This is a genomic window from Phaeodactylibacter xiamenensis (genome assembly GCF_000759025.1).
GTDB lineage: Bacteria > Bacteroidota > Bacteroidia > Chitinophagales > Saprospiraceae > Phaeodactylibacter > Phaeodactylibacter xiamenensis.
This window is the reverse complement of the sequence record NZ_JPOS01000004.1, coordinates 71,679-88,512: the sequence shown is the minus strand read 5'-3', so window position 1 is coordinate 88,512 and position 16,834 is coordinate 71,679. Positions and strand designations below refer to the sequence as shown.

The window sequence follows — 16,834 nt, the reverse complement described above, 5'->3', positions numbered from 1 at the left end:
TTAAAATTACCTCATGGCAAGCGCAGCGCTATGCGCTTGCCATGTTTCAATATTGCACCAACCATGAAACATATTTTCCTAAGCTTTTTCAGCGTACTGGTTTCCTGTATGAACCTTAGCGGGCAGATCAATTACGCCATGGAGTATGACAACAATGGAATAGAAGCAGAAGGGCCGGGCGTTATCTTACCCATCAGCAGTGAAGAAGCAGTTATTTTAACATCAGGTAAGCTGATTGATACCCTGAGCGCCAAATGGTCGCTCTTTAACCGGCGCATCGATATGGGTAGCGGGCAGTTAATAGAGCGTTACAATTTCAACCTTTCTGATACCAACTCTATAAATTTACACAGTGGAATAGTGCATAACGATGAGGTACTTTCGATAGGTAGTATTTCAAAGGAGTACCCTTTTCTAAGTTCTGATTCTAAGGATGCATTTATTGCCAGCCACACCAAAACTGGAGAACTGAACTGGATAAAGACCTACGGAGTGCTTGACTATAACCGGGCCCATGAATGGGGCATTTCAATTGCCCCTTCGCCCCTGGGGGGCTACACACTGTGCGGGAGGAAAATAGATGTGAATTCGTCAAATTATCCCTGGTACGGTGGCGTATGGCGTATAGCAAGTGACGGTGAACTGTTGTGGGAGCGCGATATCAAGCTTATTGAAGGTGAAGATGAGGACCAGCTTTTTCCCCTTTCCATTGTTCACGATGATTCAGGCAATATTTACGTGCTGAGCCAGGCCCGTTATCATTTGTATGTTTTTGATTTGATGGTGACCAAGTTCTCGGCAACGGGCGATTTGTTGTGGTCAGAGGTCTATGATATGGGTGGTGACGCCCAGCCCGAAGACATGGTTACTACGGCAGATGGGAACCTGATGGTGTCGGTGGGTATCTCCTACGAAGCGTACAATAGCATTGTGCCAGCGTTAGTGAAAATAGATACTTCCGGAACAATACTTTGGGAAGAAGAGTACTATGATGAGCTGGGAGGCATAGGCACCTGGGCTGGTCCCCTGGTACGTACTATGGAAGGGGGCTTTGCTATGCTGACTGCGTTCTACTATGACCATCCTGTGCTCATCGTTACCGACTCTTTAGGGCAGGCAACTACAGTAGAAATCTACAGCGACTTGTTGGGGTATTGTTACCCTGAAGACATAAAACAACTGCCAGATGCCTCATTCCTGCTGCTCGGGCAATACACACCTTTCTCTGGCCCAAGCGCTACATCAACAACATGGCTGGTCAGAACCAACCCGATTGGAGAGGTAGTGAGTGCTTCAGCATGGGCCAAGCCACAAAACTCCTATCGGGTCTATCCCAATCCTGTACGTGGGCCCTTGTCTTTTGAAAGCAAGGCACCTTCAGGATCGGCCCGCCTGGAAATTTATAATGAAAGCGGTGCATTGGTGCATCAGGCAGAAATAAACGGGCAGTATGTTTGGGACACGGCTCAGCTCCCTTCAGGCTTTTACTTGTATAAGATAAGCCAGTCCGGAGCCCTGTTGCAAGTAGGGAAAGTAATTGTGGATTAATGGTAAGCCTTGTTAAAAATTTTCAAACAATCCCTCAAATTCAGTACTAATATCCTGACTGCTCTGCTTCACCACCTCAATCAGCGCGCGCTCCCGAACCAGCTCCGCCCCTTTATCCAGATCGGTAGCGAATACCCGGTCCTTGTCCGCAAATGCAATCTCTTCCCGTACCCGGGCGTGCAGGTTTTCCATCAGCGGGCTCGACTTTAGTGGCCGGCGGAAGTCGAATGCCTGAGCTGCGCATACGAGTTCGATCCCCAGTATCCGCTCCAGATTGCCTACGACCTGCAGGGCTTTGCGGCCGGAAATGGAGCCCATGCTCACGTGGTCTTCCTGCCCCAGTGAAGTCGAAATACTGTCAGCACTGGCCGGGAAGCACAGGCTCTTGTTCTCGCTCGCCAGGGCAGCAGCGGTATATTGCAGGATCATAAACCCGGAATTCGTCCCGGTCTCTTGCATCAGCAATTTGGGGACGGCACCATCTATGCCTGTAAGCGAAAGGTAGCAGCGCCGGTCGGAAACATTGCCAACTTCCGAGGCTGCCAGGCAGGCATAGTCCAGCGGTAGGGCCATCGGTTGCCCGTGGAAATTGCCCCCGCTGATCGAGAGCTCTTCATTCACGATGATCGGATTGTCTGTGACGGAGTTGAGCTCAATTTCCAGGGTTTCCCGGAGGTGCAGCCAGGCATTGCGGGAAGCCCCATGCACCTGAGGGATGCAGCGCAGGGAGTAAGGGTCCTGCACCCGGTCGCAGTGGCTGTGGGAGTTGAGGATTTCGGAGCCTTGCAGTAGCGCCCGGATGCGTGCAGCCACATGTTGGTTGCCTTTGTAGGGGCGCATCTTGTGCAGTTCCGGATGGAAGGGCGCAACGGAACCCAACAGCCCTTCAATCATCATTCCCCCGATCAGGTCCGCCTGACTCAGGCAGGCTTGCAGGCGGTCGGTTACCTCCACTCCAAAAGCGGTGATGAACTGTGTGCCGTTGATCAGGGCGAGGCCTTCCTTGGGCTGCAGTTGCAATGGGGCAAGTCCTTCTTTTTGCAGCATCTCTGGCGTAGGCACCACCTGTCCTTTGTAGTGCACCTGCCCCAGACCGATGAGCGGCAAAAACAGGTGGGAAAGCGGTGCCAGGTCGCCCGAAGCTCCCACGGAGCCCTGCCTGGGCACCACCGGGATAACATTCTGGTCGATATGCCAGAGGATGCGATCGAGGGTAGGCAGGGAAATACCCGAAAACCCCTGCGCCAGTGCATGCACCTTAAGGATGAGCATGAGCTTGGCCGTCTGTTGGGGAATGGGAGAGCCTACGCCCACGCTATGGCTCATGAGCAGATTGTGCTGTAGTTGTGCGGTGTCGTCCGGTGATATTTTGGTGCTGCACAGGGGGCCAAAGCCGGTGTTGATGCCATAGACCGCATCCCTGCCTTTGGCAAAATTGCGGACGATCTGAGCCGAAGCCGCTACCTTTTCCCGCTGAGCACGGTCTAATTCCCCGGTTTTATGCTGCCGGCTGATGCTGAGCGACAGCCCGGCAGTGAGATGATGCTTTCCGTATAAAAATGGTGACATGGGTTGGGCTTGAAATTTTGGTTTTAGTATTGGTACTCAAAACAGCCGATATCCGGGGCAACGGGGTCCCGTTCATTACCTACAAGATCGGTAGTAATGCCAGGCAGGGGGCGGGCCATGCCTTCCGCAATGGACAGGCTATCCAGGAGGTAAACATCGCCATTAGGGTCGGCAAAGAGGGTGTCTGTCCGCTCCCCGTTGATGCAGTTGATACAGGCATCAGATTCCAGGAAGTTGGCATAGAGCCCTTCCTGCTGTTCGAGCAGTTGGTCGACTTTGACGATGCAGTTTTCAAATTGAACCTGAAAGAGCTGCGGTACACTGCCCCCGCTCACATCTGCAAACTGCAGCTCATCCCGGCTGGTACCGAAGAAGATACAGTTGCGGAAGTTGGCCCGGATACGGTAGTCGTTCCGCACCTGACAGGTGAAGGGGCTGTCGTAGCAGAAAAAGTTGGACAGGGACATGGCGGAGGCGTCCACACCGTAGCTGGCTACCGTGCAGTAGTCGAAGTTGTAGTCGCCCCCGTTGACCAGCTGCACGGAATTGGCGAAGTTGTTGTACACCAGGCAGTTTTCAAGGTCAATGCGGCTGTGGAAGCCAATGATGCCGCTGCTGTTGGTATTGTAAAAGCGGGAATTACGGGCGGTCAGCTGCCCTACAGAATCCACATAGACGCCAAATATGGAATTCTTGACCGTGGTATAGCTCATCGTATTGCCCTTGGAGCCCCGCCCGATGATGATGCCCTGCCATTGGCCGGGCTCTTCTGCAAAGCCTTCCTCCAGGCGGTCGCCCTGCACGACGATGGAGTCCTCCGCCGTGCCTTTAAAATGAATCTGCCCATTGGCCAGGGTATAGATAATACCATCATTAAAGGTGCCGAAGAGGTCATTTTGAGCAATGCCGCCGTGCACATAAATCCGCGTACCGGCAGCTACTTCCAGCGCACAGCTGTCAATCAGTATCTGCCCGTAAATGACATAGGGTTTAGGGTCGTCCCATACGATGGTTTGGTTGTTGCAGGTGAGCAGCGTTGGCACACCCCGGTTGAAGCGGCTGGGGAAGTAGTTGGCGTTTTGCCCCCAGGCTTCCAGAAGGACGCTGCTGCGTTTTTCACCGGTTTCAAACACCACCTGGTCTTCGATGACAAAAGGGCTGATGGAGAGCGGGGCGTCGGGGTCGATGGTCACTTCCACAAAGACATAAATACTGTCATTGGCCCAGATTTCCACCTGCTCCACCCGGTCGCCTGCGGTGCCGTTGACGTTCATGCGGAATTTGCCGTCTTCGTTGCCGGTTAGAGCCACCGCGTCAATCAGCACAGGATTGCTGCTGCGGTTATAGACCTTAAAGAAACGCGTAGCGGAGCCCAATTCCGTGAAAACGGTATCAAAGCGCAGGGTATCCAAAGAGAATTCCAGTTCGAATTCGCCGCCAGTCAGGAAATCCGCTTCGTTGTCGCAGGAGAAAAAAGCCAGGCTCAGGCACAGCCCGAGTACGATGTAGGGCACGTTCTTCATGGGTCAAAATTATGCATTAAAGATTGTCCTCCTAATAACGGGGCAATCCATGATTTCTGTACAGTGGCCCAAAAATAGAGAAATGTTGGTGCTTTTTTGTGCTTGTGCAGGTATTCCGAAATCCAGGGCTGTGTCAACCCATTAAATGTTGCAGGGAGGACAGTTAAGTTGATGATATTTGCTGTACCTTTGCCGCAAATCAGGGTGAATATTGAGCAAACCGGTAATAGACGTCATCATTCCTGCTTTCAATGAGGAAGATTCTATAGGAAAAGTACTGCAAGACATTCCCAACGAGTGGGTCAGGGAAGTGATTGTATGTAATAATGGCAGTACCGACGATACAGCGGCTGTTGCTGCTGCCGGCGGTGCTACGGTTTTGCTACAGCCCCAAAAAGGCTACGGCAATGCCTGCCTGAAAGGAATGGAACATATTGCCCGCCGCCCTCAACAAGAGCGGCCCGATATTGTTGTGTTCCTCGATGCAGATTACTCTGATCATCCTGAAGAACTACCACAAGTAGTTCAGCCTATAATCGAATCAAACTATGACCTGGTGATTGGCTCCAGGGCTTTGGGCAACCTCGAACCTGGATCCATGCAGCCCCAGCAGATTTTCGGTAACTGGCTGGCTACCACACTCATCCGATTGATCTACAATTATCGATTTACCGATTTAGGCCCTTTCCGAGCCATTAAATATGCCAGATTGCTGGAGCTGGATATGCGGGACCCTAATTTTGGGTGGACGGTGGAAATGCAGGTCAAAGCTGCAAAACTACAGTTCAAATCCACAGAAGTACCCGTACAATATCGTCGCCGCATCGGTGTCTCAAAGGTTTCAGGTACCGTCAAAGGGAGTATCCTTGCGGGCCATAAAATCCTTTGGACCATTTTCAAATTGATTTAACCAACTGTGAACTTAAAGTTTCGGGCATGATATCCATACTCGCCTATTCGGTTTTAGCCATTTATACGATTGCGCTGTTTTACATCACGGTTTACTGTGTGATGCAATTCAACCTCCTTTATCACTACAAGAAGTACCAAAAAGGAGGCGCCGCACCGCAAACTGCCGCACAGGAACCCCTTACGGTTAACCAACACGGCGAATTAAAACGCGCCAGGGCCAGCCGCTACGGAGAAGACAAGGGGGAGACCCTGGTACTGGCTGATGCTGCTGCTGAAGAATGGCCGTTCGTGACCGTGCAGTTGCCTATCTATAACGAGCTGTATGTTATTGAGCGCCTGATCGACAGCGTGGCCGCTTTCGATTATCCTACAGACCGCTTTGAAATCCATATTCTGGACGATTCCACAGATGAGACCATCGAGGTGGTGCGCAAGAAGGTGGAGGCTGTACGGGCGAAGGGCTTCAATATTGAGCAAATCCGAAGGGAAAAGCGGCAGGGCTTTAAGGCGGGCGCCCTACGGGATGGTATGGAGTATGCTCAGGGCGAATTTATTGCCATTTTCGACGCTGATTTTCTGCCCCGGCCAGATTTCCTGCAACAAACCATCCCTCATTTCCAGGATCCGGAAGTAGGTGTGGTGCAAACCCGGTGGGAACACATCAATCAGGATTATTCGCTGATTACCCGCCTGCAGGCGCTGCAGTTGAATGTCCACTTTACCGTAGAGCAGGTGGGGCGCATGTCAGGAGATTATCTGCTGCAGTTCAACGGTACGGCTGGTGTCTGGCGGCGGGAGACGATCGAACATGCTGGTGGATGGGAAGCCGACACGCTGACGGAAGATCTCGACCTCAGTATTCGGGCGCAAATGAAAGGCTGGCGCATCCACTTCCTGGAGCATATTGGCTCGCCGGCGGAGCTGCCGGTGGAAATGAACAGCCTGAAGTCCCAGCAATTCCGCTGGATGAAGGGCGGTGCGGAAACGGCTAAGAAAATGCTGCCTGCGGTATGGCGGTCCACCACCTTTACCCTGAATCAGAAAATACATGCGACGAGTCACCTGCTGGCGAGTTCCATTTTCCTGTTTGTGTTTATCACCGGTGTATCTAGTGTGCCGTTGTTGTTCCTTTTGGGCGACCTGATTGAATTGGGCTTTAGCAAGAACTTTTTTGCTTATTTCCTGGTGGGGCTGCTTTCTGTTATTGGTATTTACTATGTCGCTAATGTGCAGGCCCCCGTGCACAGGGACTCGTTCGGGAAAGCCCTGTTTAAATTCATTTTCCTGTTCCCTCTATTCCTGGCTTTGTCGATGGGGCTCTCGCTGCACAATACCGTGGCTGTACTGCAGGGATTCCGCGGTAAAAAGTCACCATTTGTGCGCACGCCCAAGTTCAACATTAAAACCATGCGCGACAGCTTCCGCAAGCATAAGTACCTGAGCAAGAAAATCACCTGGACTACAGTGCTGGAAGGTTTGCTGGCCCTGTACTTTGCCGGGGCAGTAGTGGGCGGGCTTTACATTCAGAATACCACATTCCTGGTCTTTCACTTCATGCTGGCGCTGGGCTATGGAGCTATTTTTTACTACACCCTGCGTCACCTGAGCATCAAGTAGGTTTTTATGTCTGAGCGGGTGCGGTTTGGGCTGGGTAGCGGGCTGTTGCTGTTATCGGTTGCCGGGTTGGCTTATGACCCGGGGCAGTCTGATTTTTTTGAACTCCTGCTTTTCTACCTGCCTGCTTTTCTGGGCTATCTGTGGTTGTGTTATCGTTCTGAAGGGCTACCCCTTGACTGGTACCTTGGTCTGGCGGTGGCTGCCCGTCTGATCATCCTGCCCGCTATGCCGCAGCTATCCGATGATATCTACCGCTTTATTTGGGATGGCCGGCTGTTGCTCAACGGCATTAACCCTTTTGAGCATCTGCCCGCATACTATCAGGCATTGCCTAATCCGCCTGCAGGGCTTACAGAAGACCTGTTCAGACAACTCAATTCCCCGGAATACTTCACCATTTATCCGCCGGTGGCGCAAGCTGTATTTGGCATATCCTGCTGGCTGGCTCCGGAAAGTATCTATTTTAGTACGCTGTTGATGAAGGTGTTTTTATTGCTGTCGGACATCGGCACGATCGTATTCCTGCCACGACTGCTGGAGGTGATGGGGCTTTCGCCCAAACGGTCGCTTTGGTATTTGCTCAACCCCCTGATTCTGATAGAAACCATTGGGAACTTACATTTCGAAGGCGTCATGATTGGTTTTCTGGTACTAAGTTTCTGGTGGCTACACCAGCAAAAGTGGTGGGCAAGCGCAGTGGCGATGGCACTTTCTGTTGCTGCCAAGTTGTTGCCGCTGTTATTCTTAATGTTCCTGATCCCCGTTTTGGGCTGGAAGCGCAGCCTGCAGTATTTTGCCCTTTTGGGCGGAGTTTTGCTTTTGTTGTTTGCGCCCCTGCTGGGTGAAGCCTTCCTGAATGGATTTGGCAGCAGCCTCGACCTGTACTTCCGGCGTTTTGAGTTCAATGCCAGCGTTTACTATATCCTGCGCTGGATGGGCTTTAAGCTGACAGGGTATAATCAGATCGCCATAATCGGGCCGGCACTGGCATTGGGCACATTCACCGGAGTGACTCTTATGGCCATACGTGCGGGTTTCCGTTCTCTGAAAGGTGAAGCATTGCGCCTCCCCGGGCTCATGCAGTATTGCCTGGCAGCAATTTTGCTATACCTGGCTTTTACCCCCACTGTACATCCCTGGTACGTTGCTCTGCCATTGATGCTTTGCACCTTTACGCCTTATCGCTTTCCGGTACTCTGGTCAGGTCTTATCCTGCTGACCTATGCCAATTATGCCGGGTTGGAATATCAGGAACATCTATGGCTGGTTGCATTGGAGTACGTTGTGGTTGCAGGTTATGCGCTATGGGAGTGGCGGCAACAAAAAAAGCGGATCAAGGCTATGCCCATCTCCGCTCTTTGATTCATACCGTTTTCTTTCCTTTTACTTAGCCAGCATCTGGCGTACTTGCCCAACGCTGCCTGCATTGTAAGCCTCGATGCCTTTTTCATTCAGAATCTGAGCAGCCATTCCACTGCGGTTGCCGGAACGGCAGTAGGCTACTACCGGTTTTCCTGTCTGCTTCAGTTTGCCAATATGGTGCTGCAGCTCCTGCAATGGAATGTTCTTAGCGCCAGGTGCGGCACCGCTGTTGAACTCTGCCGGGGTGCGTACATCAATAAGCAGTGCACCCTGATCGATTAAAGCTTTCACATCTACGGCCTCTGCGCCGCCTCCGAATATTTGATTGAATACTCCAAACATGGTCTTGTTGTTTTTTTACAAAGATGCAGGCACGCGGGCGGTTAATCAGTGATTTGGGTCACAACGGCTGGGCCAAAAATACAGAAAGCTCCCGGAGGAGCTATCTGAAGTTGTGTTGTCAGAGAATGTTTGGTCAGGAGGTTGTTCAAAGTAAGGGTTGAATCGTTATCCCCAGAAAAAAGAAACTTTCCGGACTTTGATTGAATCATCATGCCCAGTATGCAATAAGCAGCCTTAGTTGTTGTGGTTTGTTCCGGATGGAGAAATTAGAAGAGGATAGACCTTTCTAATGCCTTTTGTTTGATACCAACAAAGTTCAAGGGAATTCCTTATTAAATCTAGTGTGTTGCACTTTGGAGTTTGTTTTTGTTGTTTAGATTTCTGATTTTCAGTAGTTTGGGTTGATTTTTATTTTGTGTGTTTGTTGTTTTTGGTGTTTTGTGTTGTCACAAATAAGTTGGATTTTGATTTTTTTCCGCCTGTATTGGCAAATGGACTGCCAATTCAGAGTTTCTTAAATAAATACAGTATCGTGTACAAAGTTGAGCTACCTGTTTTTGCTTTAAGAGATAGGCGGCTTTCGGGCGTTTATCCGAAGGGAGTTTTTATCTTAGTGACGGAGAAAAAATAACTGATACCATTTTGATTCGCTAAAATTTTCTAAACAACTGATCAAAGGGAGGTTGTGGGGAAATATTAGTGAATCCTAAAGAATATGGTATCATTTATTCCTGCCTGCCCATCCGAGAGGCCATGGCCGAACAGGCAGGTCTGTCAAACTACTTAGCCAGCATAGTAAAGGTATCAAAATGAAAAACAACGAAACGCTATTTCCGCTTAGAGGAGTCGTGCAACATTACGCATGGGGCGGATATGAATATATTCCTGAATTGATTCGGCAGAAAAATCCTGATCAGGAACCCTTCGCAGAGTTATGGATGGGCGTACACGACCGTGGGCCAGCAGTGCTGACTGATGGGGGTGAAGAAATTTTGCTAAAGGACTGGCTGGCTGCCCATCCTGATGCTCTTGGGGCTTCCCGGGCTAAATTCGGCGATCAGCTGCCATTTCTTTTTAAGGTGCTGGATGTACGTGAAATGCTGTCGATTCAGTCCCACCCCACCAAGGAACAGGCAGTGCAGGGCTTCGAAGCGGAAAACAAGGCCGGAATACCGCTGTCTGCGCCTCACCGCAACTTCAAGGACGACAACCACAAGCCCGAAGTTATGGTAGCCCTCACGGATTTCTGGTTGCTACATGGGTTCAAACCGGAAGCTGAGATATTGGCGACCCTGGAATCAGAGCCTGCTTTTGCAGCACTACAACCTATTCTGAAGGATTCAGGCATTTATGGTTTGTACAAAACCATCATGGAGTGGCCACAACAACAAATAAATGAGGTGTTGCAACCCCTTCAGTCCCGATTGTCAAGGGCTCACCTGACAGATAAGGAATACCCTGATTTCTGGGCTAAGCGAGCATTTGAACAATATGGTGGAGAAGGCAGCGATTATGACCGGGGCATTTTTTCCATTTACTTGTTCAACCTTGTGCACATTTCTCCTGGCGCGGGCATTTTTCAGGGCGCGGGCATCCCGCACGCCTATCTGGAAGGCGTCAACGTGGAACTCATGGCCAATTCAGACAACGTCTTCCGGGGCGGCCTAACGGTCAAGCATGTGGATGTGCCTATGCTGCTGAGCCACCTGAAGTTTGATGCGGTCACGCCGGAAGTTCTGGAAGGAGAAGCGCTTAACAGCTTCGAAGCAGCCTATAAAACACCGGCAGCCGACTTTCAGCTGAACCGGGTGTATTTCCCGGAAAGAGGAAAGTACAAGCCTGAGCCTCCTAAGACAGCAGAGATTGTACTCGTTACCGAAGGAACAGTTGTCTCCGGTAACGACGGGCAGGTCTTCGCGCAGGGAGAAGCCTTCTTTATACCTGCCGGGACAAGCTATGAGCTTGATGTAGAGGAGCACACCACATTATTCAAAGCACTCGTGCCGGTCAGTAGCTGATCTTTTACCGGCTACCGGCTTCCGATAAGCTTTGCAGGACCACGTTGTCCCGCCGGAATTTTTGCCCCTGCCGGTAAAACTCCAGGCTTATTTTATCGCCAGGGCGGAATAGGGCGATCTGCTCCTGCAGTTCAGGCACGGAGTTGGTACTGGCATTATTGATACTGATGATCACGTCGCCTTCCCGCAGACCGGCTTCTGCTGCGCTACTGCCCTGACTGACGCTGTTGATATAGACACCCGCTACGCCTGGCAATGCCTGTTGCTGGGCGATCTCGCCGGTGACTTCAGCAATGCCTACGCCAAGGATAGCCCGTTGCACTGTGCCGAATTCACGGATATCGCGTACCACTTTCCGGACCAGATTAGCGGGAATAGCAAAGGAGTAGCCCTCGTAGCCACCCGACTCGCTGATGATGGCCGTATTGATGCCGATTAGTTCGCCTTTTTCATTCACCAGTGCGCCTCCGCTGTTGCCGGGGTTGACTACGGCATCCGTTTGTATGAAAGACTCGATGCTGTACGATCCACGCAAGATATTGATATTGCGTGCTTTGGCACTCACAATACCTGCAGTCACAGTAGAAGAAAGGTTGAAGGGGTTGCCCACTGCAAGGACCCACTGTCCAACCTCCACTTTGTCGGAATCGCCGTAAAGTACTGGTTTAAGCCCCCGGACGTCAAGTTTGAGCAGCGCAAGGTCGGTAGTGGGGTCGGAACCTATAAGCTCAGCTTCGAGCTTACGCTTGTCATACATGGTGATTTCGTATTTGGCGCCATCCTCTATCACATGGTGGTTGGTGATGATGTAGCCGTCTGTAGCTATGATCACCCCGGAGCCGGAAGAGACCCGGTATCCGCTGGCACTTAGCGTGTTGATGTTCACCACTGCTGATGTGACCAGCTTGGAGGTGTTGACGAAGTCCTCAATAGGGCTTTCCGCCCATGCCCGGGGGCGCTGATTAATTGGCGCTTCAATGTCGGGCATTGGGCCGGAAGGTTCCTGGCCGGTTAGTAATGGTTGAGCTGTAGCAGCGGGCTGAGCCACAGTCTGTGGCTGCTGGTAGAACCGCTGCATGAACAGGAAAGTACAGGCAGCGCTAACCACTGCGATAAAAATATTTTGGATGACTGATTTCATACGGGACTGCTTTTTCGCTCCTGTTTAGGGATGGGCAAGATAAGAGTTTTCATGATTTATCTTTGGTTTGCACGATTGCGGCCCCGAGTAGTGGATTGGGAATTGCGAATGCCTCTACATACACATTAGCCCACGTTCGGGCTTCTGCGCACAGCCGGTCCACTTCACTGCGGATAGCCTTGGTTTTGACGCCAAGCATGTAGTCGCTTTCCAGGTACCAGCCTTTGTGGGACTCTATAGTGTGCAAAGCATAAAGCTGATATAATGTACGAAGAGCGGCCTGAGCCGTTGCCGGCATATCCTGCCGGAGTGATTTTTGAAAAGCAGCCAGGGTCACCCGGTCCACGTAAGCCTCGGCCAGGGCAATCATATGAGGCTGGCACTTCATGGCGGCTTCATGAGAAGGCATACCTGCTTTGATGTGCCCCCGTAAACGTTGCCCTAAGGAAGCCGTAAGCCGGTTCTCTCTGAAATCAAAGGCACTACTGTGAAATTCTTCGCTGAGCAGATGCCCTCGGCTGGTGTTGCGCACGGCGAAGGGGTTCTGCTCCGTGACCGCCGTGGTTACCCGGTTGGAAACATAACGGAGTAATGCCAGGTTGCCTTCTTCATTAAAGGCTTTTTTGAATTTCGATAACAGGCCCTTGGCCACGAGCTGAGCCAGTACCGTGTTATCCCCTTCAAAGGTAGTGAAGATATCGGTGTCGGCTTTCAGGTCGGCAATGCGGTTCTCCCAAAGGTAGCCTTTGCCCCCGCAGGCTTCCCGGCATTCCTGTAAGGTTTCGGTAGTAAACCAGGTGGCGGCGGACTTCAGCCCGGCGGCCAGGCTTTCTATTTCCCGCATGTCCTCTTCTTCGTGAGCTACAAAACGCTTACTCAGTTCCATTAAGGCAAAATGCAGAGCATAGGCTTTAGCCAGCTTTGGCATCAGGCGGCGCTGATGGCTCGGGTAGTCAAGCAATAAGGTTTCCGGTTCGTTTTGACGGGGCGCAAACTGCCGCCGTTTGAGTGCGTATTTAATGGCTATGGTTAGTCCCGATTTGGCAGCGCTTAAGCCAGCCCGGGGTACGCATACCCGCCCGCCTACGAGTGTGCCCAGCATGGTGAAAAACCGGCGGGCCGGGCTTTCGATAGGGCTGCTGTACTGACCGTCTTTGGAAACATCACCGAACCGGTTAAGCAGATTGGCCCGGGGCACTCGAACTGCATCGAACCAGATGCGCCCGTTGTCTACTCCATTGAGCCCCAGTTTGGTACCGCAATCCTCCACCCGTATACCGGGAAGGGTGGCTCCGGATTTGTCCCGTAATGGGACCAAAATAGCGTGGATGCCATGGCTTTCCCCCTTTACGATCAATTGCCCAAATACGGTAGCTAATTCCCCATGAAGAGCATTGCCTATGTACTCTTTGCCAGATTCTTCCTTTGGAGAGTGTACTACAAATTCTTCTTTTTTAACATCATAGGTGATGGTGGTTTCCAGGCCGCGCACGTTCGAGCCATGCCCGGTTTCAGTCATGGCAAAGCATCCCAGTAGTTCCCCTTTACCGATGGCTTCGAGGTATTTTTTGTGATGGGGGGCGGTGCCCAGTTGCTGTACGCTGCCGCCAAATAATCCAAATTGCACGCCAAATTTGATGGCCAGGCTGAGGTCGTGGTAGCCCAGCATTTCAAAAACGGTGGCATAAGTGCCCATATCGTGCTGCCCGCCTTGCGCAAAAGGGTAGGCGAGGGCGCCAAATCCCTGCTCAGACAACAGATGGAGCCACTCTACGACTTGCTCCCGGTGCTGATGTTTATCGTTGTATTCCCTGTATTGGAAAACAGGGTCGGAAAGGAAAGTACGCATCCGGTCTCTGATTTCGCCGAAGTCTCCGTCGAGTACTGCTTTTAGGTCCTGATAGGATGGCGTGCCCGGTGCCTGCCCTTCCAGGTCGGGCTCTGGCAGATTGAAAATGAACCGGTGTGTATCCAGGCTGACCTGCCCAAGAGCGGCTTCAAATGCTGTGAGGTATTGTAAAATTTCTGGTGAATCCCATTGCTCCGGCTGCTCACTTGCCTGTTGAGCCATGTAGAAGCCCAGCTCTGCCAGGGTTTGGGGCTTGCCAGCTGGCAGTTGCTCGGCAGCCCTTTGCAGTTCCACTTCCCAATAGCGAAAAAGATGAGGCGAAGGAGGGCGGGTAGGCTGTCCCCACTGAAGTAGCGTCGTTTTATCTTCAGCGGTGAGGAAAGGCGCTTCCTCTGCCAGCCGGCGCAGCGTTTTTATTTCAGTAGGTGTAAGGATATGGTCCGCCCAGGCGGTATACAGAATAGGTACAAGCGATTGAACGCCGGGCGCGTAATTCAGATTGAAGCTGGAATAAGTGGACATGAGCAACGGGATTTATTTGCAATAACACTACCCGGGAAAACATGTTTTTGTATAGGGGCGCATTAAGAAGGTGGTAACACGTTTTTGGGCTCCGGGCAAAAAAAGCCGCCCCGCATATGGGGCGGCCTGCTTCAATCATGAGAAAACCACTTAAGGAGAGATTTTTAGGCTAATCCAGTTCATCCAGTTGGTATTGGTGAATGGCTGCCATTAATTTTTTTGCATAGTTTTTGTCACTGACCAGGTCCGATTGCTGCAGTGCGGCGGCCCAATCTGCTGCCGGCGCGTGCTGCCCGGCTAATTCCGGAAAATACCGGACCAGCATCAGGCTGTGAGCACGCCAGTTCTCCCAGGCGCTGTCGAAAATACGGTTGGCCAATGGAGCACCAAAGTGGTTGTGCCGGGATTTTGCTGCTTCGCTCAGCCCTGCATGGCTTTCCAATATGGCTTGTGCCATTTTCAGGCTGGCCGGTATACCATATTTATCCTGCTCTGCCTGTGCAACTTTGCCGAAGCGCTCCACATAGGCTTCCACCTGATTTTTGGACAGAGTGGGCAAGTGAGGAGCGCTCTTTCTAAGGGAGATAGGCTGTGCCAAAGACATCTGTTCGGCCTGCCCATCGGCCTCCCGGTCGTCAGAAAAGCCAGACATGGGCGACTTCATATTGATCGAAAACTGAATGTTTTTTTGCGTCAGGATAAAGAAAGCAATCGCTGCCAGCGCAATTTTAAACCAAGGCAGGCGCACTTCACTTAGCGTACCACCGGTTGCCTGATGAAACCGGAACCGCAGTGCAGTAAATAGCTTCTGAAGGCCAATGCCAAGCTTATGTAAAAGCTCCTGCAGCGTTGGCAAATGGATAGCTGATCGGGAAGAACGGCTGAGCACCTTTTCCTGACGGGGCTGGCGGGCGGCAGTCTGCTCCTTCTCCCGCACGGCATACTTATGTTGTTGGTAGGTAGGCATATGAATTAGGTTTTTTGCAAAACGTTTTGTATCTTTCGCAACAAATTGAGTTATTGTTTCATCTCTTGCTACAAATATAAAACAATAAGTTTTTAAAAAGCAAGTTTGTTTTAAAACATTTTCATTTAAAATGGCAGATTTTTCCGACCACATTGTAAATCAGCGCTTTAAGGATGTTTATTATGAGCTGGAGCGCCTGAATCTCATTAAGGGCAAGTCTGATATTGCCAAACATTTAGGGACTTACAATCATGTCATCAATAGTATTCTGAAAGGGCAGCGGAATATTACCGTCGATCAGCTGCACCGCTTGTTTGAAACCTACGGTGTCGATGCAAACTACCTCTTTGGGATTGCAGATGATATTTTTGCCGATGGCGCAACCCTGCCGGGAGAAATTCCGGTGCGCTCTATTAGCGAGCGGCAAATGGGCAGCCGCAGCAATATCACCCTGGTCCCTGAGCAGGCCATGGCTGGCTACGCACTTGAGCATCAGGATAGCTCCTACCTGAAAAATCTTACCAAGTTTTCCATCCCTAACCTCGATGGAGAGCTGATCGCCTTTGAGATTCAGGGGGACAGCATGATGCCGACCATCACTAACGGAGACCTCGTCGTATGCGACCCTATCGAAAGAGGGGAGCCTTTGCGGGATAACCATGTTTATGTTGTGGTTACGGACTCTGTTGTGGCCAAGCGGATTCAGCAGGTCCGCGAAGGAGACCGGGTCACCAGCCTTCGGTTGATTTCTGATAATGACCACGTATACAAGCCTTACACGGTGGAGCTGGAGGAAATCCGCCAGATCCTTAAGGTCAAATGCCGGTTGACTTCCTACGCGATTGCCTGAATTCGGGTTATAGACTGCAAAGCGTTCCTGCTTCCTGTATCGACAGAAGAACTTATAGGGTGAAACGGGCGTTATCTTGGCGATATCTGAGATTTAGAAACCAACTACACATGACGCTCTATGAACGAAAAACTGTTCGATGCTATCCGGTCCAATGACCTGGAAGGCGTAGCTGCAGCAATCGAGTCTAACCCCGAATCCATTAATATTCCTGATCAGCGTGGTTTCCCGCCTTTGGTACTTTCCACCTATACCGGGAGTCAGGCTATAGCGGAATTCCTCCTGGAAAAAGGTGCCAATATCAATGCACAGGATGCTTCCGGGAACACCGCGCTGATGGGAGTGGTCTACAAAGGGCACAATGATATTGTAAAGATGCTGCTGTCCAAAGGTGCCAACGTGAATATTCAAAATCACAACGGTGCCACAGCATTAACATTCGCTGCAACATTCGGGCAGGCCGACATCGCCCGCATCTTGCTGGCCCACGGTGCGAATACGGTAGTGAAAGACCATAAAGGGCATTCCCCCATCGATCATGCCCGTATGCAGGGTAATGACAACCTCATCCAAATTTTGTCTGCCTGATTCAGGCTTTACTGGAATTGGATTGT

General features: G+C 51.2%; 13 protein-coding genes. 7 read left to right on the top strand and 6 right to left on the bottom strand.

The window, feature by feature from the left end; all coding sequences use genetic code 11:
* The first annotated feature begins 63 nt into the window (after positions 1–63).
* Positions 64–1,548, top strand: coding sequence for a T9SS type A sorting domain-containing protein (locus IX84_RS01925; protein WP_044216114.1), 1,485 nt, complete (start codon positions 64–66; stop codon positions 1,546–1,548).
* Between the two features lie 12 nt (positions 1,549–1,560).
* Here the strand turns inward: IX84_RS01925 and hutH are convergent, their stop codons facing one another.
* Both hutH and IX84_RS01915 read right to left on the bottom strand, forming a co-directional pair.
* A complete protein-coding gene (gene hutH / locus IX84_RS01920; RefSeq protein ID WP_044216112.1) occupies positions 1,561–3,117 on the bottom strand; it encodes a histidine ammonia-lyase in 1,557 nt (518 codons plus the stop codon).
* A gap of 23 nt (positions 3,118–3,140) precedes the next feature.
* Positions 3,141–4,640, bottom strand: coding sequence for a right-handed parallel beta-helix repeat-containing protein (locus tag IX84_RS01915; RefSeq protein ID WP_044216111.1), 1,500 nt, complete (start codon positions 4,638–4,640; stop codon positions 3,141–3,143).
* 211 nt (positions 4,641–4,851) lie between these two features.
* Here IX84_RS01915 and IX84_RS01910 point away from each other — a divergent pair, with 211 nt between their 5' ends.
* Genes IX84_RS01910 through IX84_RS01900 form a run of 3 tightly spaced genes read left to right on the top strand, consistent with a single transcriptional unit; the run spans position 4,852 to position 8,531 of the window.
* Positions 4,852–5,550 (top strand): glycosyltransferase family 2 protein, encoded by a 699-nt coding sequence (locus tag IX84_RS01910; RefSeq protein ID WP_044216110.1) that lies wholly within the window; start codon positions 4,852–4,854, stop codon positions 5,548–5,550.
* A 26-nt stretch (positions 5,551–5,576) separates the two neighbouring features.
* Positions 5,577–7,169, top strand: a complete 1,593-nt coding sequence (locus IX84_RS01905; RefSeq protein WP_044216109.1) for a cellulose synthase family protein — start codon at positions 5,577–5,579, stop codon at positions 7,167–7,169.
* A gap of 6 nt (positions 7,170–7,175) precedes the next feature.
* Positions 7,176–8,531 (top strand): putative hexosyltransferase, encoded by a 1,356-nt coding sequence (locus tag IX84_RS01900; RefSeq protein WP_044216107.1) that lies wholly within the window; start codon positions 7,176–7,178, stop codon positions 8,529–8,531.
* Between the two features lie 21 nt (positions 8,532–8,552).
* Here IX84_RS01900 and IX84_RS01895 read toward each other — a convergent pair whose 3' ends face one another.
* Entirely contained in the window at positions 8,553–8,873 is a 321-nt protein-coding gene (locus IX84_RS01895; RefSeq protein ID WP_044216105.1) for a rhodanese-like domain-containing protein, read from the bottom strand.
* An 809-nt stretch (positions 8,874–9,682) separates the two neighbouring features.
* On the opposite strand from IX84_RS01895, the gene manA reads away from it, so the two are divergent.
* The gene (gene manA, locus IX84_RS01890; RefSeq protein ID WP_044216103.1) at positions 9,683–10,891 is read left to right on the top strand and encodes a mannose-6-phosphate isomerase, class I; all 1,209 of its coding nucleotides are present in this window, start codon (positions 9,683–9,685) and stop codon (positions 10,889–10,891) included.
* Positions 10,892–10,895: 4 nt separating this feature from the next.
* Here manA and IX84_RS01885 read toward each other — a convergent pair whose 3' ends face one another.
* The 3 genes from IX84_RS01885 to IX84_RS01875 all read right to left on the bottom strand — a co-directional run bounded on the left by IX84_RS01885 (position 10,896) and on the right by IX84_RS01875 (position 15,370).
* Positions 10,896–12,032 (bottom strand): S1C family serine protease, encoded by a 1,137-nt coding sequence (locus IX84_RS01885; protein WP_052515687.1) that lies wholly within the window; start codon positions 12,030–12,032, stop codon positions 10,896–10,898.
* Between the two features lie 49 nt (positions 12,033–12,081).
* The gene (locus tag IX84_RS01880; RefSeq protein WP_044216101.1) at positions 12,082–14,403 is read right to left on the bottom strand and encodes an acyl-CoA dehydrogenase family protein; all 2,322 of its coding nucleotides are present in this window, start codon (positions 14,401–14,403) and stop codon (positions 12,082–12,084) included.
* 169 nt (positions 14,404–14,572) lie between these two features.
* The gene (locus IX84_RS01875) at positions 14,573–15,370 is read right to left on the bottom strand and encodes a glucosaminidase domain-containing protein (RefSeq protein WP_044216100.1); all 798 of its coding nucleotides are present in this window, start codon (positions 15,368–15,370) and stop codon (positions 14,573–14,575) included.
* A gap of 130 nt (positions 15,371–15,500) precedes the next feature.
* Between IX84_RS01875 and IX84_RS01870 the strand changes: the two genes are divergently transcribed.
* Together IX84_RS01870 and IX84_RS01865 are read left to right on the top strand one after the other, a co-directional pair.
* The gene (locus IX84_RS01870) at positions 15,501–16,220 is read left to right on the top strand and encodes a LexA family transcriptional regulator (protein WP_044216098.1); all 720 of its coding nucleotides are present in this window, start codon (positions 15,501–15,503) and stop codon (positions 16,218–16,220) included.
* Positions 16,221–16,340: 120 nt separating this feature from the next.
* Positions 16,341–16,808, top strand: a complete 468-nt coding sequence (locus IX84_RS01865; RefSeq protein WP_044216096.1) for an ankyrin repeat domain-containing protein — start codon at positions 16,341–16,343, stop codon at positions 16,806–16,808.
* The last annotated feature ends 26 nt before the right edge of the window (positions 16,809–16,834 follow it).